The organism is Nocardioides sp. S5-5 (genome assembly GCF_054954065.1).
Window position 1 is genome coordinate 2,810,599 of sequence record NZ_CP199913.1, and the last position, 25,399, is coordinate 2,835,997.

22 protein-coding genes are annotated in these 25,399 nt (G+C 73.3%); 11 read left to right on the forward strand and 11 right to left on the reverse strand.

Features of this window, described 5'->3' with window-relative positions; translation table 11 throughout:
* Positions 1–39 precede the first annotated feature (39 nt).
* Positions 40–1,044 carry a DUF4192 domain-containing protein gene (locus ACUP6Y_RS13310; protein WP_462551203.1) on the reverse strand — a complete coding sequence of 335 codons (1,005 nt, stop codon included), beginning with the start codon at positions 1,042–1,044 and terminating at the stop codon, positions 40–42.
* 133 nt (positions 1,045–1,177) lie between these two features.
* Between ACUP6Y_RS13310 and ACUP6Y_RS13315 the strand changes: the two genes are divergently transcribed.
* The 3 genes from ACUP6Y_RS13315 (at position 1,178) to ACUP6Y_RS13325 (ending at position 5,773) form a co-directional block, all read left to right on the forward strand.
* Entirely contained in the window at positions 1,178–2,494 is a 1,317-nt protein-coding gene (locus ACUP6Y_RS13315; RefSeq protein WP_462556726.1) for a DNA polymerase IV, read from the forward strand.
* Between the two features lie 10 nt (positions 2,495–2,504).
* Positions 2,505–4,649, forward strand: coding sequence for a S9 family peptidase (locus tag ACUP6Y_RS13320; RefSeq protein WP_462551204.1), 2,145 nt, complete (start codon positions 2,505–2,507; stop codon positions 4,647–4,649).
* Positions 4,650–4,810: 161 nt separating this feature from the next.
* On the forward strand, positions 4,811–5,773 hold the full coding sequence (locus tag ACUP6Y_RS13325; RefSeq protein ID WP_462551206.1) for a sigma-70 family RNA polymerase sigma factor: 963 nt from the start codon (positions 4,811–4,813) through the stop codon (positions 5,771–5,773).
* Here the strand turns inward: ACUP6Y_RS13325 and coaE are convergent.
* A complete protein-coding gene (gene coaE, locus ACUP6Y_RS13330) occupies positions 5,770–6,360 on the reverse strand; it encodes a dephospho-CoA kinase (RefSeq protein WP_462551207.1) in 591 nt (196 codons plus the stop codon). The two genes, ACUP6Y_RS13325 and coaE, sit on opposite strands and share 4 nt — an antisense overlap.
* A 22-nt stretch (positions 6,361–6,382) precedes the next feature.
* On the opposite strand from coaE, the gene ACUP6Y_RS13335 reads away from it, so the two are divergent.
* Complete coding sequence (locus tag ACUP6Y_RS13335) at positions 6,383–7,627, forward strand: class I adenylate-forming enzyme family protein (protein WP_462551208.1); 1,245 nt, start codon at positions 6,383–6,385, stop codon at positions 7,625–7,627.
* Here the strand turns inward: ACUP6Y_RS13335 and ACUP6Y_RS13340 are convergent.
* Positions 7,618–9,105: a helix-turn-helix domain-containing protein gene (locus ACUP6Y_RS13340; protein WP_462551209.1), complete on the reverse strand. Its 1,488-nt coding sequence runs from the start codon at positions 9,103–9,105 to the stop codon at positions 7,618–7,620. The two genes, ACUP6Y_RS13335 and ACUP6Y_RS13340, sit on opposite strands and share 10 nt — an antisense overlap.
* An 85-nt stretch (positions 9,106–9,190) precedes the next feature.
* On the opposite strand from ACUP6Y_RS13340, the gene gabT reads away from it, so the two are divergent.
* The 4 genes from gabT to serA all read left to right on the forward strand — a co-directional run bounded on the left by gabT (position 9,191) and on the right by serA (position 14,632).
* Entirely contained in the window at positions 9,191–10,546 is a 1,356-nt protein-coding gene (gabT, locus tag ACUP6Y_RS13345) for a 4-aminobutyrate--2-oxoglutarate transaminase (protein ID WP_462551210.1), read from the forward strand.
* Complete coding sequence (locus tag ACUP6Y_RS13350; RefSeq protein ID WP_462551211.1) at positions 10,546–11,817, forward strand: Glu/Leu/Phe/Val family dehydrogenase; 1,272 nt, start codon at positions 10,546–10,548, stop codon at positions 11,815–11,817. The genes gabT and ACUP6Y_RS13350 overlap by 1 nt, the downstream gene beginning before the upstream one ends.
* A gap of 26 nt (positions 11,818–11,843) precedes the next feature.
* Entirely contained in the window at positions 11,844–13,226 is a 1,383-nt protein-coding gene (locus ACUP6Y_RS13355) for an NAD-dependent succinate-semialdehyde dehydrogenase (protein ID WP_462551212.1), read from the forward strand.
* A 212-nt stretch (positions 13,227–13,438) separates the two neighbouring features.
* A complete protein-coding gene (gene serA, locus ACUP6Y_RS13360) occupies positions 13,439–14,632 on the forward strand; it encodes a phosphoglycerate dehydrogenase (RefSeq protein ID WP_462551213.1) in 1,194 nt (397 codons plus the stop codon).
* A gap of 10 nt (positions 14,633–14,642) precedes the next feature.
* On the opposite strand, the gene speB is transcribed toward serA, so the two are convergent.
* The 3 genes from speB to ACUP6Y_RS13375 form a co-directional block, all read right to left on the reverse strand.
* On the reverse strand, positions 14,643–15,581 hold the full coding sequence (speB, locus tag ACUP6Y_RS13365; RefSeq protein ID WP_462551214.1) for an agmatinase: 939 nt from the start codon (positions 15,579–15,581) through the stop codon (positions 14,643–14,645).
* Between the two features lie 105 nt (positions 15,582–15,686).
* A complete protein-coding gene (locus tag ACUP6Y_RS13370; RefSeq protein WP_462551215.1) occupies positions 15,687–17,039 on the reverse strand; it encodes a helix-turn-helix domain-containing protein in 1,353 nt (450 codons plus the stop codon).
* 10 nt (positions 17,040–17,049) lie between these two features.
* Complete coding sequence (locus ACUP6Y_RS13375) at positions 17,050–17,991, reverse strand: GlxA family transcriptional regulator (protein ID WP_462551216.1); 942 nt, start codon at positions 17,989–17,991, stop codon at positions 17,050–17,052.
* 93 nt (positions 17,992–18,084) lie between these two features.
* Between ACUP6Y_RS13375 and ACUP6Y_RS13380 the strand changes: the two genes are divergently transcribed.
* The gene (locus tag ACUP6Y_RS13380) at positions 18,085–18,207 is read left to right on the forward strand and encodes a hypothetical protein (RefSeq protein WP_462551217.1); all 123 of its coding nucleotides are present in this window, start codon (positions 18,085–18,087) and stop codon (positions 18,205–18,207) included.
* A 79-nt stretch (positions 18,208–18,286) separates the two neighbouring features.
* On the opposite strand, the gene rpsA is transcribed toward ACUP6Y_RS13380, so the two are convergent.
* Positions 18,287–19,765 carry a 30S ribosomal protein S1 gene (gene rpsA, locus ACUP6Y_RS13385; protein WP_462551218.1) on the reverse strand — a complete coding sequence of 493 codons (1,479 nt, stop codon included), beginning with the start codon at positions 19,763–19,765 and terminating at the stop codon, positions 18,287–18,289.
* Positions 19,766–19,964: 199 nt separating this feature from the next.
* Here rpsA and ACUP6Y_RS13390 point away from each other — a divergent pair, with 199 nt between their 5' ends.
* Both ACUP6Y_RS13390 and ACUP6Y_RS13395 read left to right on the forward strand, forming a co-directional pair.
* Positions 19,965–20,756 (forward strand): class I SAM-dependent methyltransferase, encoded by a 792-nt coding sequence (locus tag ACUP6Y_RS13390; protein ID WP_462551219.1) that lies wholly within the window; start codon positions 19,965–19,967, stop codon positions 20,754–20,756.
* Between the two features lie 9 nt (positions 20,757–20,765).
* Positions 20,766–21,464, forward strand: coding sequence for a class I SAM-dependent methyltransferase (locus ACUP6Y_RS13395; RefSeq protein WP_462551220.1), 699 nt, complete (start codon positions 20,766–20,768; stop codon positions 21,462–21,464).
* A 4-nt stretch (positions 21,465–21,468) separates the two neighbouring features.
* Here the strand turns inward: ACUP6Y_RS13395 and ACUP6Y_RS13400 are convergent, their stop codons facing one another.
* The 4 genes from ACUP6Y_RS13400 to ACUP6Y_RS13415 all read right to left on the reverse strand — a co-directional run bounded on the left by ACUP6Y_RS13400 (position 21,469) and on the right by ACUP6Y_RS13415 (position 25,357).
* The gene (locus ACUP6Y_RS13400) at positions 21,469–22,269 is read right to left on the reverse strand and encodes a class I SAM-dependent methyltransferase (protein ID WP_462551221.1); all 801 of its coding nucleotides are present in this window, start codon (positions 22,267–22,269) and stop codon (positions 21,469–21,471) included.
* A 112-nt stretch (positions 22,270–22,381) separates the two neighbouring features.
* Positions 22,382–23,350: a PorA family protein gene (locus ACUP6Y_RS13405; RefSeq protein ID WP_462551223.1), complete on the reverse strand. Its 969-nt coding sequence runs from the start codon at positions 23,348–23,350 to the stop codon at positions 22,382–22,384.
* Between the two features lie 13 nt (positions 23,351–23,363).
* Positions 23,364–24,596: a glycosyltransferase family 4 protein gene (locus tag ACUP6Y_RS13410; protein ID WP_462551224.1), complete on the reverse strand. Its 1,233-nt coding sequence runs from the start codon at positions 24,594–24,596 to the stop codon at positions 23,364–23,366.
* Positions 24,593–25,357: a glycosyltransferase gene (locus tag ACUP6Y_RS13415; RefSeq protein WP_462551225.1), complete on the reverse strand. Its 765-nt coding sequence runs from the start codon at positions 25,355–25,357 to the stop codon at positions 24,593–24,595. Before ACUP6Y_RS13415 ends, ACUP6Y_RS13410 begins: the two co-directional genes overlap by 4 nt.
* Between the last annotated feature and the right edge of the window lie 42 nt (positions 25,358–25,399).

Sequence of the window (25,399 nt, forward strand, 5' to 3'; positions counted from 1 at the left end):
GCCGTAGCGAGCGGCAGATCGGTGGATCCAGGCTCAGCCTCAAATCACCTCCGTCAGCCCCTCGTCCCATGCGAACCCGGGTTGCCAGCTCTGCGGCGGCACCGCACCCTGGAGGATCGTGGCCAGCAGCTCGGCCATCCGGTAGCCGGGCTCGGCGCGAACGCACCGGTCGACGGCGACCCAGGCGAGAGCGCCGTCGCCGGCCTGCCAGGCCGCCCAGCCGAGGAGCGCGGCCGGCGCGGCCACGAGGGTGTCGGGAGCCCGCCGGACGGCGTCGGCCCACAGCCGGACATGGGCCCGGGCGGTGGGGCGGGCGATGGCGGCCCAGGCCGCGTCGCGCACTCGGCCGGCCTGCATCACCCACAGCAGGTGGGCCAGATCGGCGTCGCACGGCAGCACCTGGTCCACCACCAGGTCGTGGACCGCGTGGCTCACCCATTCGCCCGCGTCGCGGATCGCCCGCCCGTCGGCCGGCACACCGGCGTCGGCGTAGCGGCCGGCGACGAGGGCCGAGCTGACGGCGGTGGCGGCCGCCGGATCGGGGTCGAGCGAGGAGACCAGGTCGGCTCGGGAGCGGTGGGCGAGCCGACCCGACACCTGGGCGTCGAGGACCAAGGGGTGGGTGGAGAGGTCGTAGGGGTGTCGCCGGGCCGGCTCGGGGCACGCGAGGTCGCGGTAGTGGGAGCGGTCGACGAGCAGCGCGGCGGCGACGACCAGGCCCCAGCGCCGGCAGAGCCGGCGCAGAGCGCGGTGCGCGGCCTCGCCCGCTGCCGGCTCGTCGGTGTAGTAGAGCAGCACGAGATGGGTGGCGCCGTGGCGCCGCGCGGGCTCGAGCAGCACGTGCGCGAGGTCGCGGCGAGCCGCGGGCCGCCGCTCGAGCAGTGGGGGCAGGTCGACGCGGGCGTGGAAGGGGTGGTGGGCGCCGAAGGTCATCAAGACGACGGACTGCTCGGGCCAGAAGCCGAGCACGACCGGAACGGCGGCGAGGAGGTCCGCGGGCTCGCGGACGGTCAGGGCGGTGGCGAGACGGGGTGTCGTGGTCATGGCGAGGACCCTCGCCGGGAGGTCCGACGCGACCTGGGTGCGCGGGGAGGGCCTGTGGAGGAGGGCGTCCGGAGGACCGCTTGTGGAGAGGCGAGGGATCGCGATGTCCGCCGTGAGCACTAACGTGACGTCGGTGCGCCCCCACGCCTCGGTCCTCCACCTGGACCTCGATGCGTTCTTTGCGGCCGTCGAGCAGCGCGACAAGCCCTCGCTGCGCGGGAAGCCGGTGGTCGTGGGCGGCACCGGCGGGCGTGGGGTGGTGTCGACGGCGTCCTACGAGGCTCGCGCGTACGGCATCCGGTCGGCCATGTCGACCCGTGAGGCGCGCGCCCGCTGCCCGCACGCGGCGTACCTCTCCGGCCGGTTCGAGGCCTACCGCGCCAGCAGCGCCGCGGTGATGGCGGTGCTGCGCGACTGCTCGCCCCTGGTCGAGCCACTGTCCCTCGACGAGGCGTTCGTCGACCTCGCCGCCGCCGACCTGCCCGATCTCGAGGTGCCGACGGTGACCGCGCTCGCCGACGACCTCCGCCGGCGCGTCCGCGAGGTCACCGGTGGGCTGAGCGCCTCGGTGGGCGTCGCGTCGTCGAAGTTCCTCGCCAAGATCGCCAGCGACCTGCGCAAGCCGGACGGGCTGGTGGTGATCGAGCCGGGCACCGAGCTGGAGCTGCTGCGTCCCCTCCACGTCTCGGTGATCCCCGGGGTCGGGCCCGCGACGGTCGAGCGGCTGCGCCGCGCGGGCGTGCATACGGTCGCGGAGCTGGAGCGGGTCGGCCTCGAGGAGCTGGTCCGGCTGGTCGGCAGGGCCCAAGGGCAGGGTCTGTTCCACCTGGCGCGCGCGGAGGACGACCGGGCCGTCGTACCCGACCGCGAGACCAAGTCGGTGAGCGTGGAGGGCACCTACGAGACCGACCTCACCGACCGTCAGCAGATGAGCGCCATCGTCACCCGCCAGGCCGGCGAGGTCGCCAAGCGGCTGCGCAAGAGCGGGCTGTCGGGCCGTACGGTCACGATCAAGGTCCGCCTCTACGACTTCACCACGCTGAGCCGCTCCTCGACACTCCCCGCCCCGACCGACGACCCCGCGACCGTCGCCCGGCTGGCGCGGACCCTGCTGGAGGACCTGGACACCTCGGCCGGCGTCCGGCTGCTCGGCGTCGGCGTCTCCGGCCTGGCCGACTGGATCCAGGAGGACCTCTTCGCCACCGAGTCCGAGGAGACCGACGAGGAGACGGACGAGGACGAAGCGGCGGAGCCCGACCAGGCCGGCGCCCGCTGGCGCAGCGCGACCTGGGCGCCGGGCATGGACGTCGTCCACGCCGAGCACGGCCGCGGCTGGGTGTGGGGCTCGGGCAGGGGCGTGGTGACGGTGCGCTTCGAGACGGCCGAGACCCCGCCGGGCCCGGTCCGCTCCTTCCCTGCCGACGACCCCGCGTTGACCCGGTGGCAGTAGCGTTCCGGGCATGCCCGTCCCGCCGAGCGCCCCGCGCCACCCCGTCACCACGACGCACCACGGCCACACCCGCACCGACGAGTACGAGTGGCTGCGCGACAAGGAGGACCCGGCGGTCATCGCGCACCTCGAGGCCGAGAACGCCTACACCCAGGAGCGCACCGCCCACCTCGCCGACCTGCGCGCCCGGATCTTCGACGAGATCAAGGCCCGCACCCTGGAGACCGACCTGTCGGTGCCGACGCGGGTGCGCGGGTTCTGGTACTACGGCCGCTCCTTCGAGGGCCGTCAGTACGGCGCCAGCTGTCGCGTCCCCGTGAGCGACCCGGACGACTGGACTCCCCCGCAGCCCGCCGCCGACGCGCGTCCCGACGAGCCGGCGCTGCCCGGCGAGGAGACGCTGCTCGACCTCGACGCGCTCGCCGAGGGCCACGACTTCTTCTCGCTGGGCGGCTCGTCGGTCAGTCCCGACGACCGCCTCCTGGCGTACGCCGTCGACGTGGTCGGCGACGAGCGCTACACCGTCCGGGTCCTCGACCTGGCCACCCGCGAGCTGCACGACGACGTGCTCACCGACGTGCTCGGCGGCGTCACCTGGGGCGGCTCGCCGGAGCACTTCTACTACACGACCGTCGACGAGGCCTGGCGTCCCGACAAGGTCTGGCGGCACCGCCTCGGCACCGCCCAGGCCGACGACGAGCTGGTGTTCCACGAGCCCGACGGCCGCTACTTCGTGGGCGTCGGTCGCACCCGCAGCCGCCGCTACGTGATGATCGCGGCCAGCTCGAAGACGACCTCGGAGTTCCACGTCCTCGACGCCGCGGACCCGCAGGCGCAGCCGGTCTGCTTCGCCGCGCGCACCGACGGCGTGGAGTACTCCCTCGAGCACGCCGTGGTCGGCGGGCAGGACCGGTTCCTGGTGCTGCACAACGCGACCGGGCCGGAGTTCGAGCTGGGCCACGCGCCCGCGATGCCCACGAAGCCCGCGGACTGGCAGCCGCTGCTCCCCCACGACCTCGCGGTCCGGCTGGAGGACGTCGACGCCTTCGAGAGCCACCTGGTCGTCCAGCAGCGCAGCAGCGGCACCAGCCAGGTCCGCATCCTCGACCTCGGCGAGGATCCCGAGAGCCCGGTCACGGGCGACCGCTTCGTCGAGTTCCCCGGCGAGCTCGCGACCGTGGGCGCCGGCAGCAACCCGGCGTTCGAGCAGCCCACGATCCGGGTGGGGATGACCAGCCTCGCGCGCCCCTCGGCCGTCTACGACCACGACCTGCGCACCGGCGAGCTGGTGCTGCGCAAGCAGGCTCCCGTGCTCGGGGGCTACGACCCCGACGACTACGAGGAGCACCGGCTGTGGGCCAGCTCGGTCGACGGCGTCCAGGTGCCGATCTCGCTGGTGGTCCGCAAGGGCGTGCGGACGACGGACCCGGTTCCCGTCCACCTCTACGGGTACGGCGCCTACGAGGCCTCGATCGACCCCTACTTCGCGGTCGCCCGCCTCTCCCTGCTCGACCGGGGCGCGGCGTTCGCGATCGCCCACGTGCGCGGCGGCGGCGAGATGGGCCGGCACTGGTACGACGACGGCAAGCTCGAGCACAAGCAGCACACCTTCGACGACTTCGTCGCCGCCGCCCGCCACCTGGTCGAGACGGGCTGGACCACGTCCGGGCAGATCGTCGCGGAGGGCGCCAGCGCCGGCGGCCTGCTGATCGGCGCGGTCGCCAACCAGGCGCCCGAGGCGTTCGGCGGCTTCGTGGCGGGCGTCCCGTTCGTCGACACCCTCACCACGATGCTCGACGCGACGCTCCCCCTGACCGTCCCCGAGTACGACGAGTGGGGCAACCCGAGCGACGACCCGGTCGCCTACGAGCGGATCGCCGGCTACGCGCCGTACGAGAACGTCGCCGACCTGCCCTACCCGCCGATCCTGGCCGAGACCTCCCTCAACGACACCCGGGTGCTCTACGTGGAGCCGGCCAAGTGGGTCGCGCGGCTGCGTGAGCGGGCGCCGCGGGCCGACGTGCTGCTCCGCACCGAGATGGCCGCCGGCCACGGCGGCGTCTCGGGTCGGTACCGCGCCTGGGAGGACCGGGCGTTCTCGCTCGCGTGGATCCTGGACCGCCTCGGCCTGGCCGAGGTGGAGCCCGCAAGTTGAGAACTCCCTGAGATTCGTCCTCAGGCGCAACTTCCGGGGTTTCTCGGACGTCAAAGCCGGTGAGAGCAACACCGAAGGTCTCCGGGAATCCCGGGTACCTCCCCGGTGTTGGGAACCACAGGTGCGGATGGGCTCCAGCCGCACGGGCAAGGAGGGACGCCATGGCAGCGACGATGACGAGGACGCGCAACACCGGACGCGAGATCGAGGGACGCGACAGCGTCGGGCTGTACCTCGACGAGATCGCGCGCACCCCCCTGCTCGACGCGGCACGGGAGGTCGAGCTCGCCAAGGCGATCGAGGCCGGCCTGTACGCCGAGCACCTGCTCGCCGAGGGCAGGGTCGGCCGCCGCAAGGGCGGTGCCCCCAAGCAGGCCTCCGAGGCCGAGCTGGAGTGGATCGCCGAGGAGGGCCGCAAGGCCGTCACGGAGTTCATCAACGCCAACCTGCGCCTCGTGGTGTCCATCGCCCGCAAGTACGGCCGGGCGCAGATGCCGATGCTGGACCTGATCCAGGAGGGCAACACCGGCCTGATCCGCGCGGTCGAGAAGTTCGACTACGCCAAGGGCTACAAGTTCTCCACCTACGCCACCTGGTGGGTCCGTCAGGCCATCACCCGCGGCATCGCGCAGCAGGCCCGCGTGGTCCGGCTGCCCGTCCATGTGGTCGAGGAGCTCAACCAGGTCGGTGGCGCTCGCCGTACCCTCGAGCGCCAGCTGGGCCGCGACCCCGAGCCGGCGGAGATCGCCGCCGAGCTCGGCCTCGAGGTCGACCGGGTCCTCGACCTGATGGCGTGGGGCCGCGAGCACGTCAGCCTCGACACCCCGGTCGACGAGGACGGCGACACCTCGCTCGGTGACCTGATGGCCCAGGAGACCGCCCCCGGCCCGGACCTGACGGTGCTCGACGTGGAGGCCCGCGACCGCCTCAACACGCTGGTCGACCAGCTGGACCCGCGCGCGGCCGACATCATCCGCTCGCGCTACGGCCTCACCGACGGCCGCCAGCACAAGCTCGCCGACATCGGCGTCAAGCACGGCATCTCGGCCGAGCGGGTGCGCCAGCTCGAGCGGGAGGCGCTGCAGAAGCTGCGCCGGCTCGGCGACCCCGACATGGCGGCCTAAGCCACACCCGCCAGAGCGTCGAAGACCTCCGTCACACGCTGGCGGAGGTCTTCGCGCGTCCCGGTGTTCTCGATCAGGTACGTCGCCACGGCGCGCCGCCGCTCCCGGCTCGCCTGGGCGGCGATCCGGGCGCGCCCGTCCTCCTCGGTCCAGCCCCGGTCGCGCACCATCCGCTCGACCTGCAGCTCCTCGGGGGCGTCGACGACGATCACGGCGTCGAACTCCCCCGCCCGGCCGGACTCGACGAGCAAAGGGATGTCGTGAACGACGATCGCGCCGGCGGGGGCGGCGGCCTCCTGCTCGGCGTACCTCTCGAAGACGAGCGGATGCACGATCCCCTCGAGACGGCGCCGCTCGGCCTCGTCACCGAAGACCAGGGCGCCCATCCGGGGCCGGTCCAGCTCACCCTCGGGGGTCAGCATCTCGGGGCCGAAGGCCTCGACCACGGCCGCGAGGCCGGGCGTGCCCTTGGCGACCACCTCGCGGGCGATGAGGTCGGCGTCGATGACCACGGCGCCCAGCTCCCGCAGGATCGACGAGACAGTGCTCTTCCCCGAGGCGATCCCCCCGGTCAGTCCGACGCGCACATCCGGACCCTACTGTGATCCCGTGGAGAACGAACGGGTCGCCCTGCTCCTGCCCGGGTCCCACGCGTACGTCGACGCGGTGCTGCGGATGCTCACCGCCGGGGTCTTCCCGATCCCCCTCGACCCGCGGCTCACGCCTACCGAGCAGGAGCGGATCCTGGCCGGACTGGAGCCGTCGGCGGTCGTCCGGACCGACGCGGAGCTGGCCGCGCTCATCGCCGGTCTCCCCGAGCCGGGACTGCCGCTGGGCCGGCCGATGCACTGCACGAGCGGCACGACCGGGGTGCCGAAGGGCGTCTACTCCGGGCTGCTGTCGCCGGAGGACGCCGCCGCGCTGGTCGCCGAGGAGCGCGACCTGTGGGGCTTCTCCCCCGACGACGTGAACCTGGTGCTCAGTCCGCTGTACCACTCCGCGCCGCTGCGCTTCGCGATGGGAACCCGCCTCGCCGGCGGCCGGATCGTGATCCCCGGACCGTTCGACCCGGCCGCGGTGACGGCGGCGATCGAGGCCGAGCGGCCGACCACGATGTTCTGCGTGCCGACCCACCTGCAGCGGCTGTTCGCGCACTGGGACGAGCGCGGCATGCCCGACCTGTCGTCGTTCCGGCTGGTCGCGCACGCCGGCGCGCCGTGCCCGACCGACCTCAAGCACCGCCTCGTCGACGCCTTCGCGGCGGGCTCGACGTGGGAGTTCTACGGCTCCACCGAGGGCCAGTTCACGGCCTGCCGCAGCGAGGAGTGGCTGGCTCGCCCCGGCACCGTCGGCCGCGCCCGCCCCGGCCGCACGCTCCGCACCGATCCCGACGGGACGATCTGGTGCAGCGTGCCGGACTTCGCCCGGTTCAGCTACTTCGGGGCGCCTGAGAAGACCGCCGCCGCCTGGCGCGAGACCCCCGAGGGCCCGGCGTTCTCGGTCGGCGACCTGGGCCGGCTCGACGCCGACGGCTACCTCTACCTCGACGGCCGCCGCGAGGACCTGGTCATCAGCGGCGGCGTCAACGTCTACCCCGCCGAGGTCGAGCAGGTGCTCGGCACCTGCCCCGGCGTCGTCGACGTCGCGGTCCACGGCGTCGATGACCCACAATGGGGCCAGCGGGTGTGCGCGGCCGTGGTCGTCGGCCCGGACGGGCCCGGCGAGGACGAGCTGCGGGCCTTCGCTCGCGAGCGGCTGGCGCCGCCGAAGCGGCCCAAGGAGTACGCCTTCCTGGCCGAGCTGCCGCGCACGCTCACGGGGAAGGTACGACGCAGCGAGCTCCGTCAGGACTGATCCGCGGCCAGCTCCAGCGCGAGCCAGGCGCCGACCCGGGCGGCGGGGTCGTCGAGGTCGAGGCCGGTGAGCCGCTCGATCTCGGCGAGCCGGTTGCGCACGGTGTTGCGGTGGACGCCGAGATCGTCGGCGACGGCTCCGCGGGAGCCGTGGTGGCGCAGGAAGGCGGCCAGGGTGGTGCGGTGCTCGGGGTCGAGGGGCGCGAGGAAGGCGGCGGCGTACTCCCGGCCGAGGGGCTCGGGCACCAGGGCCAGCGGCCCCGCGTCGGCGACCTCCTCCCAGCGCCGGACCGGGCTCGCGGCAGTGGTGCGGTCGAGCGCGTGCCCGGCGGTCTCGGCACCGCGGCGGGCGTCGGCAGCGGACACCGCCCGACCGATCCCGGCTCGCAGCCCACGGTCGGCGACGGCGGCCAGCACGGCCGCGAGCCGGGCCGGAGGCGCGACCGCGACCAGCTCGTCGTCGACCCGGCCGGCGAGGACCCCGTCATCGGCGAGGTCGTCCTCGAGCCGCTCGAGCAGGTCGCCGAGCGCCTCCTCGGGCCCGGCCATCCGGACGACGCGGAGCCGCTCGGGCACCGACCGGCCCCCCTCGGCGGCATCGAGGAGCACCTCCGCCGAGCGCAGGTCGCCGACGCAGAGCAACTCCAGCGCGCGGCCGCGCAGCCGACGCTCGGCGGCGCGGCGCTCGGCCCGGCGCTCGACCGCGAGGCTGAGCAGGACGGCGGCGGTGCTGACCGCCGAGCGCTGCGGGTCGCCGAGCGGACCGGCCAGCCGGACGGCGAGGTACAGCTCCGGGCGCCCGGCCAGGCCGATCGGGCGGACCACCGTGGTGTCGCCGTCGCGGGCGGTGGTGGAGACGGCGCCGAGACCCTGGCCCTTGATCCGGGCGACCTCGGCGGCGACCAGCGCGAGGTCGAGGGTCTCCGGGTGGGTGCCGAGCGGCCCCTCGGCCGGCTCGCCGTCGCGCTGCACGAGCGCGACGCTGGCGTCGAGCAGCTGAGCCAGCCGCTCGACGAGCGGGCGCAGGTCCAGGCCGAGCGCCGCCCGGGTGAGCCGGCGCTGGAGGTCGAGCGCCAGCCGGGTCGTCGCCGCCTCCTGGTCCTGGAGCAGCTCGGCCGCGGCGCGCGACACCGCGACGAAGGGGGTCGCGCGCGGGACCTCCAGCAGTACCAGGCCCCGGTGCGCGCACGCGGTCACCAGGGCGTCCGGCAGCCGCTCGTGGGTGAGACCGGTGCCGAGGCCCAGCGCGGCCGCGCCGGCGTCGGCCAGCCGGTCGACGTAGGCCGCCCACTCCTGGCTCCAGCCGCGGGTGCCGAGGCCGGTGGTGAGCAGCAGCTCGCCGCCCTCGAGGTACGGCGTCGGGTCGGCCAGCTCGCTCGTGGCGACCCAGCGCAGCACCGGTCCGTCGAGCGGCGGGGCGCCCGCGGCCGGGCGCAGGCCGAGCCCGGACCTCGCCACCAGGTCGGCCACGGTCACCATGGTGCCATTCTTGCACAACATGACGATCCAGATTGTGCAGTAGGGACATGGTGGCCGACACGGTCGGCGGCCTACCGTCGTCCCCATGACCGACACCACCTCCGGGCACACCTCCGGCGGCCCTGGCATCACCCAGGAGCGACGCCTCGTCACCGCCATCCCCGGCCCGCGCTCGCAGGAGCTCGCGGCCCGCAAGGCGAAGGCGGTCGCCTCGGGCGTCGCGGTCGGCCTGCCCGTCCAGGTCGTGGCCGCCGGCGGCGGCATCCTCGTCGACGCGGACGGCAACCAGCTCATCGACCTCGGCTCCGGCATCGCCGTGACCACCGTCGGCAACAGCGCGCCGCGCGTCGTCGAGGCGGTGACCCGCCAGGTCGCCGAGTTCACCCACACCTGCTTCATGGTCACCCCCTACGAGGGCTACGTGGCGGTCGCCGAGAAGCTCAACGAGCTCACCCCCGGCACCCACGAGAAGCGCTCCGCGCTCTTCAACGCCGGCGCCGAGGCCGTCGAGAACGCCGTGAAGATCGCCCGCTCGGCCACCGGCAAGCAGGCCGTCGTCGTCTTCGACCACGCCTACCACGGCCGCACCAACCTCACCATGGCGATGACGGCGAAGAGCATGCCGTACAAGAGCGGCTTCGGCCCGTTCGCCTCCGAGGTCTACCGCGCCCCGCTGTCCTACCCGTTCCGCGACGGCGGTCTCGACGGCGTCACCGCGGCCCGCACGGCGATCGACGTCATCGAGAAGCAGGTCGGCGCCGCCAACCTGGCCGCGGTCGTGATCGAGCCGATCCAGGGCGAGGGCGGCTTCATCGTCCCGGCCGAGGGCTTCTTGCCGACCCTGGTGGCCTGGTGCCGCGAGAACGGCGTCGTCTTCGTCGCCGACGAGGTCCAGACCGGCTTCGCCCGCACCGGCGAGCTGTTCGCCTGCGACCACGAGGGCGTCGTCCCCGACCTGATCGTGACCGCCAAGGGCATCGCCGGTGGCCTCCCGCTCGCCGCCGTCACCGGCCGCGCCGAGCTGATGGACGCCGCCCACGCCGGGGGCCTCGGCGGCACCTACGGCGGCAACCCGCTCGCCTGCGCCGCCGCGCTCGCCGTCTTCGAGACGATCGAGGCCGAGGGCCTGGTCGACCGCGCCCGCACCATCGGCAAGACCATGACCGAGCGGCTCGCCGCGCTGCAGGAGAGCGACCCGCGCATCGGCGAGGTCCGCGGCCGGGGCGCCATGATCGCCGTCGAGCTGGTCGAGCCCGGCACGACCGAGCCGGACGCCGACCTCACCAAGCGGGTCGCCGCCGCCGCCAACGCCAAGGGCCTGGTCGTGCTGACGTGTGGCACCTACGGCAACGTGCTGCGCTTCCTGCCGCCGCTCTCCATGCCCGACCACCTGCTCGACGAGGCGCTCGACCTCCTCACGGACGTCTTCCAGGAGAGCTGATGACCACGCTCCACCAGCCCGTCGCCGAGGCGACCGGGCCGCTGGCCGACGCCCGCGAACAGCTGCGGGAGGCCACCACGCTGCTCGGCTACGACGAGGGTCTGCACCAGATGCTCGCGACTCCGCGCCGCGAGGTCACCGTCAGCATCCCGCTGCGCCGCGACGACGGCAGCACCGAGCTGTTCGTGGGCCACCGGGTCCAGCACAACTTCTCCCGCGGCCCGGCCAAGGGCGGGCTGCGCTACTCCCCCGACGTCGACCTCGACGAGGTCCGCGCGCTGGCGATGTGGATGACCTGGAAGTGCGCGCTGCTCGATGTCCCCTACGGCGGCGCCAAGGGCGGCGTCCGGATCGACCCGCGCAACTACTCGCAGGCCGAGCTGGAGCGGGTGACCCGCCGCTACACCAGCGAGATCAGCCCGCTGATCGGCCCCGAGCGCGACATCCCGGCGCCCGACATCGGCACCGACGAGAAGACCATGGCCTGGCTGATGGACACCTACTCCGTCCAGCAGGGCCACACCGTCCTCGGCGTCACCACCGGCAAGCCGATCAGCCTCGGTGGCTCCCGTGGCCGGGCCACCGCCACCTCGCGCGGGGTCGTCCACGTCGCGCTGGCGGCGCTGCGCTCGCGCGGCATCGACCCGAACGGCGCCACGGCGTCCGTGCAGGGCTTCGGCAAGGTGGGCCGGTACGCCGCCCGCTTCCTCGCCGAGGCCGGCACCCGGGTGCTCGCGGTGTCCGACCAGTACGGCGCGATCTTCGCGTCGGCCGGTCTCGACATCGTCGCGCTGGAGGCGCACGTCGACGCCACCGGCTCGGTCGTCGGCTTCGCCGGCGGCGAGCCGGTCCCCGCCGACACCGTGCTCGAGGCCGAGGTCGACCTGCTCGTCCCCGCCGCCGTCGAGGGCGTGCTCCGCGCCGACAACGCCGGCCGGGTGCGGGCGACGGTGATCGTGGAGGGCGCGAACGGCCCGACCACGCCCGAGGCGGACCGGATCCTGCAGCAGGCCGGCCGCCTCGTCGTACCGGACATCCTGGCCAATGCCGGCGGCGTGATCGTGTCCTACTTCGAGTGGGTGCAGGCCAACCAGGCCTACTGGTGGAGCGAGGTCGAGGTCGAGGCCCGCCTCGCCGAGCGGATGCTCGACGCGTGGGACTCGGTCAACGCGGCCGCCACCCGGCTCGACGTCCCCCTGCGCACCGCGGCCACCTGCCTCGCCGTCGAGCGCGTCGCCCAGGCACACCAGCTGCGCGGCCTCTACCCGTGACCCTCACCCCCGACCTGGAGACGACCATGACGAACACCTTCGAGGTCCACGACCCCGCCACCGGCGCGGTCATCGAGACCGTCGTGGACGGCACCGTCGCCGACGCGACCGCCGCCGTCGACGCCGCCGCCGCCGCTTTCCCGGCCTGGGCCGCGACACCGGCCCGCGTCCGTGCCGAGACCCTGCGCCGCTGCTACGACCTGATGATCCGCGACGCCGACCTGCTCACCGGCCTGATCGCCGCCGAGAACGGCAAGTCCGTCGCCGATGCCCGCGCCGAGGTCACCTACGCCGCCGAGTTCTTCCGCTGGTTCAGCGAGGAGGCGGTCCGCGGCGAGGGGACCTACGGCGACGCGCCGGCCGGCAACGCCAAGACCCTGGTGACCTACGCCCCCGTCGGCGTCGCCGCTCTCATCACGCCGTGGAACTTCCCGGCCGCGATGGCGACCCGCAAGATCGCCCCGGCCCTGGCCGCCGGCTGCACGGTGGTCGTCAAGCCGGCCGCGGAGACCCCGCTCACCGCACTGGCCATCGCGCGGATCCTGCTCGAGGCGGGCGTGCCGGCCGGCGTGGTGAACCTGGTCCCGACCACCGACGCCGCCGGCGTCGTGACGGCCTGGCTCGAGGACCCGCGGGTCCGCAAGGTCAGCTTCACCGGCTCCACCGGCGTCGGCCGCACCCTGCTGCGCCAGGCCGCCGACCGAGTCCTCAACGCCAGCATGGAGCTCGGCGGCAACGCGCCGTTCGTCGTCACCGCCGACGCCGACGTCGACGCGGCCGTCGCCGGCGCGATGATCGCCAAGTTCCGCGGCGGCGGCCAGGCCTGCACCGCCGCCAACCGGTTCTACGTCCACGCGGACGTGGCCGACGAGTTCGTGACGAAGCTCTCGACCGCCGTCTCGGCGCTGAAGGTCGGCCCGTCCGCGGACGAGACCAACCAGATCGGCCCGGTCATCAGCGAGAAGGCCCTCACCGGCATCACCAAGCTCGTCGACGCCGCCGTCGCCGACGGCGCGCGCGTGGCGGTCCAGGGCACGGTGCCGGAGACCGGCTGGTTCTTCCCGCCGACGATCCTGGTCGACGTGCCCATGGGCGCGCCGATCCTGTCCGAGGAGATCTTCGGCCCGGTCGCGCCGATCGTCACCTGGACCGACCAGGAGGAGCTGCTGGCGTCGGTCAACGACACCGAGTTCGGCCTGGCGGCCTACGTCTTCGCCGGCCGGCTGCAGGACGCGCTGCGCCTCGGTGAGCGGATCGACGCCGGCATGGTCGGCATCAACCGCGGCATCGTCTCGGACCCCTCCGCACCGTTCGGCGGGGTCAAGCAGAGCGGCATCGGCCGCGAGGGCGCCCACGAGGGCATCCGCGAGTACCAGGAGACGCGCTACTTCAGCGTCGACTGGAGCTGAGTCAGTCACGAGAGTCAGCTCACGGAACCGCCCCTCACCGTCCGCGGCGAGGGGCGGTTCCGCCTTTTCGGGCCCCTTGGACAGAGGTGGTCCCCTGCAACGACGTACTCGTGGCGGACGCCGGACTCACCGGCCCGTTCGCGACTTTCCACGGGTGTCCACGGCAGCGGCCTGACACCGGGCGGGCACCGCCGCGCCGGTAGGATTCCGCTGTGAAGGCCCTGCTGCTCGAGAACATCCATCCGGCCGCCGTCGAGACGCTGGAGGCCCGCGGCTACGACGTGGACCTGCGTGCGGGCTCCCTGTCCGAGGGCGAGCTGATCGCCGCCCTCCCCGGCGTCCACCTGCTCGGCGTGCGGTCCAACACCAACGTGACGACCAAGGTCCTCGAGTCCGCCGGCGACCTCGTGGCCGTCGGCTGCTTCTGCATCGGCACCAACCAGGTCGACCTCAAGACCGCGGCCGCGACGGGCATCGGCGTGTTCAACGCGCCGTACTCCAACACGCGCAGCGTGGTCGAGCTGGTCATCGCCGAGATCATCGCGCTCGCCCGCCGGCTGCCGGAGAAGACCCAGCGGATGCACGAGGGCGTGTGGGACAAGTCGGCCAAGGGCAGCCACGAGGTACGCGGGCGCACGCTCGGCATCGTCGGGTACGGCAACATCGGCACCCAGCTCTCGACCGTCGCCGAGGCACTCGGCCTCAACGTCGTCTTCTATGACACCGCGGACCGCCCGGCCCACGGCACCGCGCGGCGCGTGCGGTCGCTGCGCGAGCTCCTCGAGGTCTCCGACGTGGTCAGCCTGCACGTCGACGGCCGCCCCGGCAACGCCGGCTTCTTCGGTGCCGCCGAGTTCGCGCAGATGAAGCCGAGGGCGCTGTTCATCAACGCCTCCCGCGGCATGGTCGTCGACTACGAGGCACTGCGCGACTGCCTGCAGTCGGGCCACGTCGCCGGCGCCGCCGTCGACGTCTTCCCCGCCGAGCCCAAGGCCCAGGGCGACCCGTTCGACTCGGTCCTGCGCGGTCTCGACAACGTCATCCTGACGCCCCACATCGGCGGCTCCACACAGGAGGCGCAGGAGGAGATCGGCTGGTTCGTCGCCGAGAAGCTCGCCCGGTTCGCCCTCGAGGGCAGCACCGCCCTGTCGGTCAACCTGCCCGCCGTCCAGCCCCCCGAGCTGCCCGCCGGCCGCCGCCTGGGCCTGCTGCACCGCAACGTCCCCGGCGTCCTGGCCGATCTCAACGCCACCTTCGCCGAGGCCGGCGACAACGTCGTCGACCAGCTGCTCTCCACCAAGGACGGGCTCGGCTACGTCGTCATCGACGCCGCCGAGCCGCTCTCCACCGCCGCCCTCGACCGGCTCCGCGCCGCCGAGTACGCCGTGTGGGCGCGCACCTGGTGAGCCACTCGGCTCAGGCCGAGCCGCCCGGCAGCACCGACAGCAGCTCATAGGCCACGTGCGCGGCGGCGATGCCGGTGACCTCGGCGTGGTCGTACGCCGGCGCCACCTCCACGATGTCGGCGCCGACGACATGGAGCCCCTCGAGCCCCCGCAGCACCTCGAGCAACTGGGCGCTGGAGAGGCCGCCGGCCTCGGGGGTGCCGGTGCCGGGGGCGAAGGCGGGGTCGAGGACGTCGATGTCGAGCGAGACGTAGACGGGGCGGTCGCCGAGGCGCTCGCGCATCCGGTTGACGATGTCGTCGATGGGCGAGCGGACGAAGTCGCGGGCGTGGACGGCGGAGAAGCCGAGCGCCTCGGACTCGTCGAGGTCGAGCTTGCTGTAGAGCGGCCCGCGGATGCCCACGTGCATCGCGTGGGTGAAGTCGATCAGGCCCTCCTCGGACGCGCGGCGGAAGGGCGTGCCGTGCGTGTACGGCGCCCCGAAGTAGGTGTCCCAGGTGTCGAGGTGCGCGTCGAAGTGGAGGACGGCGATCGGCCCGTGCCGCTCCGCCTGCACGCGCAGCAGCGGCAGGGCGATGGTGTGGTCGCCGCCGATGGTGAGCAGGGTGCGCGAGGTGCCGGACAGGTCGCGGGCGCCGGCCTCGATGGAGGCGATCGCCTCGTCGAGGGAGAACGGGTTGGCGCCGAGGTCGCCGGCGTCGGCGACCTGCGCCCGGGCGAAGGGCTCGCTGTCCTGGGCCGGGTTGTAGGGCCGCAGCAGCCGCGAGGACTGGCGGATGTGGTTGGGACCGAAGCGGGCCCCGGGACGGTAGGAGACGCCGCCGTCGAAGGGCACGCCCCAGATGACGGTGTCGGCGTCCTCGACGTCGCTGAGCCGCGGCAGCCGGGCGAAGGTGGTGTCTCCCGCGTAGCGCGGGATCCGGGTCGCGTCGACGGGTCCGACGGTCATGCTGTGCCTCCTGGCTGACGGTAGATCGGGCTGGTCCAGGGTGCGCCACGCCGGACACGAACGGGAGGAACGGATCCTCCCATGTCGCCGAGGGTCGTTGGAGGATCAGCCAAGGGCACGCAGCGCGAGGAACAGGTCGACCCGGTCGGCGGTCGAGGCCAGCGAGCGACCGGTCAGCTCCTCGACGCGCCTCATCCGGTGCCGCAGCGTGTTGATGTGGACGTGCAGCACCTCGGCGGTCTCCTGCCACCGTCCGCCGCCGTCGAGGAAGGCGCGCAGGCTGGTGACCAGCGCGGTCCCTCGGTCCCGGTCGCTGTCGAGCACCCCGCCGAGCACGGTCCGGGCCAGCGCCCGCAGCACGTCCGGGTCCTGGGCGGCGAGCAGCAGCGCCGGACTTGCGAGCTCCTCGTGGGTCAGCCAGCCCTCCACCCCACGGGCCACCAGCGCGTCCGCGGCGTGACGGGCCTGCAGCAGGCTCACCCTCAGCTCGCCGACCTCGGCGGCCTGCCCGACACCGACATACCCGGCGAGCGGTGCCCGGGCGACCTCCTCCCCGACCAGGCAGACGACGTCGTCGACCCGCTCCACCACCAGGTACGGCGCCAGCACGCTCGCCACCGTCTCCAGGCCCGCGCCGCGGACGACCAGGCAGCGCAGCGTGCGCCCGACCGGCACGCCGAGCAGCTCGAGGCGCGCGCTCACCGCCGGGGCGGGCACGCCGGTGGCGATCCACTCGACCACCTCCCACGCGTAGCGCTGCTCGGTGGCGCGCACCGCCCGCTCGCGCTCCAACTCCAGGGCGAGGAAGGGCATCGCGCTGGAGACGGCGGCCTGGACGTCGACGTCGAGCGCGGCGAGCGGACGCGGCAGCACCAGCGACGCGTCGGCGAGGCCCTCGCCGATCAGCGCGACCGGGCAGCCGTGCTCGGGGACCGGGCCGTGGGTCGTCGTACCGGCCACCACGGCGACCTCGATGCCGAGCCGGCGGCGCAGCACCCCCAGCACCGAGTCGACGCCGCGCTCGGCGCGCAGCGCGGCCACGATCGCACCGTGGTGCTCGAGCTGCCGGCGCAGCGGGGCCTCCCACTCGACCCGCTTGGCGGCGACGAAGGCCTCCGCGAGCTGGACGAAGGGCACCGCGACGGGCACCACGAAGCAGGTCAGGCCGCGGGCCGCGGCAGCGGCGACCAGGTCGTCCGGCGGCTCGTCGTCCGCGGCCAGCCGGCCGAAGCCGATCGCGATCGCCCCGGCGGTCTCGACCTCCTCGACCCAGGCCGCAGGCGTCTGCCCGAGCCGCTGCCAGGCGCCGGTGGTGAGCACGAGGTCGCCGCCCCGGAGGAACTCCCCCGGGTCGGCGACCTCGATGCTGTGCACCCAGCGCACGGCACGGCCGACAGGACCGCGGACCAGCACCTCGAGGCCGAGCGCCGGGTCGTCGAGCAGCTCGTGGAGCAGCACCGCTGCCCGCTCAGCAGGCGAACTGGCGGCGGTAGTGCTGCGGGCTGACCCCGCGCACCCGGACGAAGTGGTGGCGCAGCGTCGCGGCATTGCCGAAGCCGACCTCGCCCGCGATCCACTCGACGGGCTGGTCGGTGCGCTCGAGCAGCTCCTCGGCGGCGTTGACCCGCTGCCGGGTGACCCAGTGATGGGGCGTCGTGCCGGTCTCGTCGCGGAACCGACGGGCGAAGGTGCGCGGGGACATCAGCGCCCGCTTGGCCAGCGCCTCGACCGAGTGGTCCTCGCCGAGGTTCTCCAGGATCCAGGTGAGCAGCGGGCGCAGGGTGTCGGCGTCGCAGTCGGGCACGGCCCGGGCGATGTACTGCGCCTGTCCCCCGTCCCGGTACGGCGGCACCACGGCCCGCCGCGCGATGATGTTGGCGATGCCGGCGCCGTGCTCCTGGCGCCAGATGTGCAGTGCGGCATCGAGCCCGGCGGCGCTGCCGGCGCCGGTCACCACCTGGCCCGCGTCGACGTAGAGCACCTCGGGGACGACCTTGGCGAGCGGGTACTCCCGCTGCAGGCGCTCGGTGTACATCCAGTGCGTGGTGCATTCACGGCCGTCGAGCAGCCCGGCCTGGCCCAGGACGAAGGAGCCGCTGCACACCGACATCAGCCGGGCACCCCGCTCGGCGGCGGCGCGGATGGTGTCGACGACCGCGTCGGATGCGACGCCGCCCTTGATCGCGGGGATGGCCACCAGGTCGGCCTCCGCGACCCGGTCGAGGCCGTGCGCGGCCTGCATCGTGAAGCCCATCGAGGTGCGCATCGGCCGGTCGTCCTCGGCGCACACCGCGAAGTCGACGGCCGGCACGCCGTCGTCGGTGCGATCGATCCCGAACGCCTCGCAGAGGATCCCGAGCTCGAAGGGGGCGACGCCGTCGAAGGCGATCACGGCCACGTTGGTCAGCACCCGACCACTGTCGCAGCCGGCTGGCAGAAAATCAACGCATGTCGGCTTTTCTGCCACTGGTGGCAGGAAGTCACCAAGAGCATGATTTCTGCCATGGCCACCACACTGATCCTGCTCCTCCTCCTCGTCATGCTGATCGCGGGCTCCGCCGCCCTCGTCACCTGGGCCCGCCATGACCGACTGCTCACCCACGAGCAGCCGACCTGGTTCGACTGACCGCTCCCGGCCGACCTCCCCTCGAAATCACATCGACCCGTCGCGTTCAAACGCGACGGGTCGATGTGATTTCAGCGGGTCAGTTGCCGCCGGTCAGCTTCTCGCGGAGCGCCTGCAGCGCCTCGTCGGAGGCGAGCGAACCGCCGCCGTTGCCGCTCTCCTCGGCCGGGGCCGAGGAGTACGAGCTGGACTCGCCGGCCTCGATCTCGGCCTGCTTGGCGTCGGCCTGCTGCTTGACGTGGGCCTCCCAACGAGCGTGCGCCTTGGCGTACTGCTCCTCCCACTTCGCACGCTGCTCGTCGAAGCCCTCGAGCCACTCGCCCGTCTCCGGGTCGAAGCCCTCCGGGTAGATGTAGTTGCCCTGGTCGTCGTAGGTGGCCTCCATGCCGTACAGCGTGGGGTCGAACTCCTCGACGTCCGCCGCGGCAGCGGTCTCGTTGGCCTGCTTGAGCGAGAGGGAGATCCGGCGACGCTCGAGGTCGATGTCGATGATCTTGACCATGACGTCGTCGCCGACCTGGACGACCTGCTCCGGGATCTCCACGTGGCGCTCGGCCAGCTCGGAGATGTGGACCAGGCCCTCGATGCCCTCCTCGACGCGGACGAACGAGCCGAAGGGCACCAGCTTGGTGACCTTTCCGGGCACGATCTGACCGATCTGGTGGGTCCGGGCGAAGTGCTGCCACGGGTCCTCCTGGGTCGCCTTCAGCGACAGGGAGACACGCTCGCGGTCCATGTCGACGTCGAGGACCTCGACGGTGACCTCGTCGCCCACGGTGACGACCTCGGACGGGTGGTCGATGTGCTTCCAGGACAGCTCCGAGACGTGGACGAGACCGTCGACGCCGCCGAGGTCCACGAACGCACCGAAGTTGACGATCGAGGACACGACACCCTTGCGGATCTGGCCCTTCTGGAGCTGGGTGAGGAAGCCGTGGCGGACCTCGGACTGGGTCTGCTCGAGCCAGGCACGGCGCGACAGGACCACGTTGTTGCGGTTCTTGTCGAGCTCGATGATCTTCGCCTCGAGCGTCTGGCCGACGTAGGGCTGCAGGTCGCGGACCCGGCGCATCTCGACGAGCGACGCCGGGAGGAAGCCCCGGAGGCCGATGTCGATGATGAGGCCGCCCTTGACGACCTCGATGACGGTGCCCTCGACGACGCCGTCGGCCTCCTTGATCTCCTCGATCGTGCCCCAGGCGCGCTCGTACTGGGCGCGCTTCTTTGACAGGATCAGGCGACCCTCCTTGTCCTCCTTCTGGAGGACGAGAGCCTCGACCTTGTCGCCCACCTGGACGACCTCGGACGGGTCGACGTCGTGCTTGATCGACAGCTCGCGCGAGGGGATGACGCCCTCGGTCTTGTAGCCGATGTCGAGCAGGACCTCGTCACGGTCCACCTTGACGATGGTGCCGTCGACGATGTCGCCGTCGTTGAAGTACTTGATGGTCTGGTCGATGGCGGCCAGGAAGTCCGCCTCGGAGCCGATGTCGTTGATCGCGACCTGGGGCGCGTTGTCGTCGTAGCTCGCGAGGGGGGTCGAGAGGGTGCTCGTCATGTAGTCGGTCAGTCCTTGAGGTGGGCAGATGTAGTCGGGATGATGCGGCTGTGCATCGCCGCCCGCAGGGCAGGCCAGAACACAGACGTTCCAGGGTACGCGCCGCCCGCCGTGGGAGTCCAACCGGCGACGACTATCCTCGATCAGCGTGCAGGAGGTCGAGGGCGCTGCGGGCGTCGAGACATGGCCACATCCCCCCGTGACCGCCCATCGGCGCGCGGCCGACGAGCAGGAGTCCCGGCGCGCCAACGGCGCCGACTGGGACCGGTACGCCGACGAGTACCAGGCCACGCACGGCGGCTTCCTCGGCGACATCGGCTTCGTCTGGGGCCCCGAGGGACTGACCGAGGAGGCGGCCGGGATCCTCGGCCAGGTGGCCGGGCGCGACGTGCTCGAGGTCGGCTCGGGCGCGGGCCAGTGCTCGCGCTGGGTGCGCAGCCGAGGCGGGCGCGCGATCGGCCTCGACCTCTCCCACCGTCAGCTGCAGCACTCCCGCCGCATCGACGAGGCGAGTGCCGTCGTCGTCCCCAGCGTGCTGGGCACCGCCACCGCACTCCCCTTCGCCGACGCCAGCTTCGACGTCGTGTTCTCCTCGTTCGGCGCACTGCAGTTCGTCGCCGACATCGACCTCGCCGTCACCGAGACCGCCCGGGTGCTGCGTCCGGGCGGCCGGTTCGCGTTCTCGATCACGCACCCGACGCGGTGGATGTTCCCCGACGACCCCAGCGAGGAGGGGCTGACCGCGACCCAGTCCTACTGGGACCGCACGCCCTACGTCGAGGTCGACGACGCGACCGGCGCGACGTCGTACGTCGAGCATCACCGCACCCTCGGCGACTGGGTCGCGCTGCTCTCCGGGGCAGGCTTCCGGCTGACCACGCTGCTCGAGCCCGAGTGGCCCGAAGGACACGAGCGGCTGTGGGGCGGCTGGTCCGGGACCCGCGGCCGGCTCACGCCCGGCACGGCGATCTTCGGCGCCGACCTCTCCTAGGCTGCACCCGTGGACGCGGAGGAGATCGCCAAGTCGGCCGCGCTCGAGCACCGGCACTGGTGGTACGCCGCCCGCCGGGCCCTGGTGCGTCGTACCGTCCGCGACTGGCCGGCCGGCCGCGCGGTCGACGTCGGCTGCGGGATGGGCGGCAACACCGCGGTGCTGCGCGAGCTGGGCTGGCAGGCGATCGGCGTCGAGTACACCGACGTCGGCGCCCGCATCGCCGCGGCCCGCGGCATCCCGGTGGTGCAGGGCGACGGCCGGCACCTGCCGGTCGCCGCCGCCTCGGTCGACCTGGTCATGTCCACCGACGCGTGGGAGCACATCGACGACGACGTCGCCGTCGCCCGCGAGACCGCCCGGGTGCTGCGTCCCGGCGGCCGGGCCCTGGTCGCGGTCCCGGCGGGGATGGCGCTGTGGAGCGGGCACGACGTCGCACTGGGCCACGTCCGGCGCTACGAGCGCCAGCAGCTGGCCGACCTGGTCAGCGGTGCCGGCCTGGTGATCGACGACCTCCGGTCCTGGAACGTGCTGCTGCGACCGGTCGTCCGGGCCCGCCGGCGCAACAAGCACGTCGCCGAGAGCGAGATGGAGGCGGTGCATCCGGTCCTCAACGCCGGCCTGCGCGCCACCCTCGCCGTCGAGCGCGCGCTGCCGGTCAAGGGGCTGCCGGGCGTCAGCCTGGTGGTCCTCGCCCACAAGCCGTGACGGCTCAGAAACGGTAGATCCGCGGCTCCAGCACGGCGCCGTCGCCGCGACGCAGCTCGGGACGCACGACGTCGTCGTAGGCGATCGGCGTGCGTCGGCGCGGCTTGCCCACGGTGAGCGCGGAGGTCAGCACCCGGGCTACGACGGCCTCGCCCCCGCGGGTGTGGTGGGCCTCGGCATTGACGGTGCGCTCGACGAAGGCGGGGTCGTGGATACCGACGGTGCGGACCGGCTGGGTCCCGGTCCAGCGCAGAGCGATGACGTTGTGATGGTGGCGGCTGTCGATCAGCCGCTTGACCGGGTCGGCGAGGCCGGAGCGCCGCAGGTAGGCGTCGATCTCGGGATCGAACGCCGACGCCTGCTTGGCCTCCATGACCAGCGTCGGCGGCTCCGTCGAGCGGTCGAGCCGGCACCACCACAGGTGGCTGGGGAAGTCGACGATCTTGGCCGCCGACGCCTCGGGCACCTCGATGTAGCCGGCGCGGGCCACCCGGGTCAGCTCGCGGACCACGCCGACCGGGTCGGGGACGTGCTCGAGGACGTGGGAGCAGATGGCGTAGTCGAAGACGCCGTCGGCGAAGGGCATCGCCGCGGCGTCGGCGTCGAAGAGCGGGCGGTCGATGCGGGTGTGCCCGGTGCCGGAGCGCTGGCCGGCATGGGCCTCGCCGGGATAGCGGTCGAGCAGGACGTCGGCACGCCACGACGGCTTGTCGCCGCTGCCCACGTCGAGGACCAGGCCGTCGTCGGAGACCGGAAGGCCGATCCGGCTGTCGTAGAAGGCCCGCAGCCGGTCCTTGATCTCCATGTCACCCCAACCTAGTGGTCGTCGTCGCGTCGCGAACGGACCGGGACGAGACAACGGTCTCGAGCGGCTGCCCGAGACCGTCGTCTCCCTCCTCTGAGAGGAGTCCTCGGGATCAGGCGCCGACGAGCGCCTTCTCGTCGCGGTGGGCCGAGCGCTCCTGCCGGGCGCTCCGGCCGAGGAGGATGCCGGCCGCCACGAGCACCAGGCCGAGCAGCAGGAGCAGGCCGGGGAACATCAGCCTCATCCCGCCCAGCAGCATGCTGTTGGACTTGGCTTCGCTGACCAGCTCGTCGACCTGGGCCTGGGTGTACTCCACCGTGCCGGTGAAGGCGGGGACGCTGACGCCGCCGTAGCGCAGCTCCTGGACGCGGTCCTCGACGCGGTCGACCGGCGAGCCGGTCGCGGGCTCGACGTAGAAGGTGCGGGTCATGGCGTACCACATCTCGGCGTCGACGGACGCCTCGGTGGAGCCGAACACCGAGCCCGGGACCTCCCGGGTCTCGATGACGGTCGGCTCGATGCGCTGCACGAACTTGTAGACGGTGAGCCCGTCGACCTTCTGCTCGCCCTCGAACTTCGCGTCGACGGCCTTGCCGACGTTGTCGTCCCAGACCGGGTAGGCCTTCTTCTTGGTGTCGAAGGGGAACTTGTAGATCAGGCCCTTGCGCACCGTGGGCTCCCGGTCGCCGGCGGCGACCTCGGTCCACGAGTCGCAGGCCTTGCAGTCGACGGCCGCGCCGGAGGTACCGTCGAACGGCGCCCGTTCACGCGACTGCTGGAAGATGCTGCCGTCGGCGCGCTTCACGGTGGTGGAGTTGACCCACACCACGACGCCGTCGGGCGTCTTGGCACCGCTGTCGGCGATGGTGCGCGAGCTGATGTCGAGGTCGGTGGTCTCGGGTGCCAGCACCTCCGGGTCGGAGTTGAAGACCTCGGCGCCCTTCGCCTCCAGCTTGGTGACGCCCTCGTAGTCGGGCGGCACGGTGGCGAGCACCGGGTAGGCGTAGAAGCGGACCAGGGCGGCCGCGACGATCAGGAAGACACCGAGTCCGACGGACACGGCGGCGAGCTTGCTGCGCATGGGCGAGCCTCTCTCAGACGGCCACGCGAGCGTCGCGTGGGTGGTGACGGTCGGGCGGCGCGGCCGCGGGCCCGAGGAGCTGGGTGGTCAGGTCGCACGCCTGCAGGCGCATCTGCGACCAGTCGAACTTGCGGGCCCAGGCCCGGCACGCCTCGGCGCGCAGGGCTCGGGTCTCGGGTCGGGCGGCGTCGACCAGCGCACCGGTCAGCGCCGGGGCGATCCGGGCGACGACGGTGGCCGGGTCCTCGCTGTCGGGAACCAGCCAGCCGCTCTCCCCCTGCCGGATCGAGTCGCGCAGCCCGGGGACGTCGCGGGCCACGGTGGGCACGCCGTGGGCGGCCGCATCGATGACGGCCTGGCCCCAGCCCTCGGCGTCGGACGCGCACACCTGCACCGCCGCCCGCGCGAGGAGGGCGTCCTTCTCGGCGGTCGGCACGAAGCCGTGGAAGCTCACCTGCGCGGCGAGGCCGAGCTCGGCGGCCCGGGCACGCAGCCGATCGCGCTCGGGTCCGCGGCCGATGACGTCGACGTGGAGCGTGCGCCCGGCGAGCTCCGCGCTGTCCTGCGCCTGCCGTACGGCCTCGAGCGCGAGGTCGACCCGCTTGTGGGTGACCAGCCGGCCGAGGACGACGACCCGGTCAGGGTCCTTCGCGGTGACGCCGGCGAGGCCGGAGGCCGGCAGGTCCGCGCCGTTCTCGAGGATCCGGATGTCGCCGGTCCAGCCGAGCTGCTCGCGCATCTCGGCCACGGTCGACGCGGACACCGCCGCGGTGACGTGGTCCCGGTAGACGCGACGCATCGCGACCCGCTCCATCCAGCGGCCGAACGCCGCCACCGGAGCCGGGAAGTGAACGGCGAACTGGGCCTGATGGACGTGATGGACGACGAGCAGGGCCGGCGTACCGCGGCGCAGGACCAGCGGCGAGAACGACGGCAGGCCGCAGGCCGGGTCGATCACCGCGTCGATGTGGCGCCGGTGGCGCAGCAGCCAGGCCAGCGCGAACAGGTAGAAGGAGAGCGCGCCGCCGCCGCGGCGCACCTCGATCCCGTCGCGGACCTCGCGCGCGGCCTGGCCCTCGTCGCGGGCGGTCACCAGACGTACCCGCGCGCCGGCCTCGTGCAACGCCCGGGCGAACTGCCAGGCGTAGATCTCCGCGCCCCCGGCGAGCGAGTGGTCGAGGTCGCGCCAGTTGACGACGACGATGCGCTTCCCGGCCAGCGCCGGAGCCGCCATGTCGCGCGTCATCCCTGGCTCCCCGCGAGCAGGGCGGCCGTGGCCGCTGCCGGCGCCGGGCGGTCGATCGCCCGGCAGCGCCAGGCGATCCGGGCCAGCTCGGCGAAGGACGCGGCTCCGTGGCGCGACGGCACGAAGGTCGACCCAGGTACGTCGGTCCAGGTCACCGGGATCTCCTGGACGACCGCGCCGAGCGCACGCACACGCACCAGCAGCTCGACGTCGAACGAGAAGCCCACCGTCTCCAGGTCCCGCGCCGCCGCCCGGGCCAGGTCGCCGCGCAGGACCTTGAAGCCGCACTGGGTGTCGGCGACGCCCGGCACCAGCCGGCCGGCGAGTCGCCGGTACGCCGCCGCGCCGACCGAGCGCGTGCGGCAGTGCCGGGCCTCGGTCCGGCTCCCGGCGATGGCTCGTGACCCGATGACGACGTCGGTGCCGAGCAGCACCTGGCGCCAGGCGACCTCGAGCGCGTCGAGGCCGGTCGCCCCGTCGGCGTCCATGAAGCACACCAGGTCGGCGTCGGTGGCGAGCAGTCCGACCCGGACCGCGGCGCCCTTGCCACGCCGGACGCACCGGAGCACCCGCACGGGCAGCGCGGCCGAGTCGGCGGCGCGAGCGACCTCGGCGGTGCGGTCGGTGCTTGCGTTGTCGATGACGAGCACCTCCACGCGGCCGAGCACCCCGCGGTGCGCCGTCACGTGACGGCGCAGCTCGCGCAAGGTGCGCGGCAGCCGGCGTTCCTCGTCGTACGCCGGAATGACGATCTGCAGCATCGGACCCTCCCAAGCCGTCTGCTCAACCCACCCCCTCCCGGG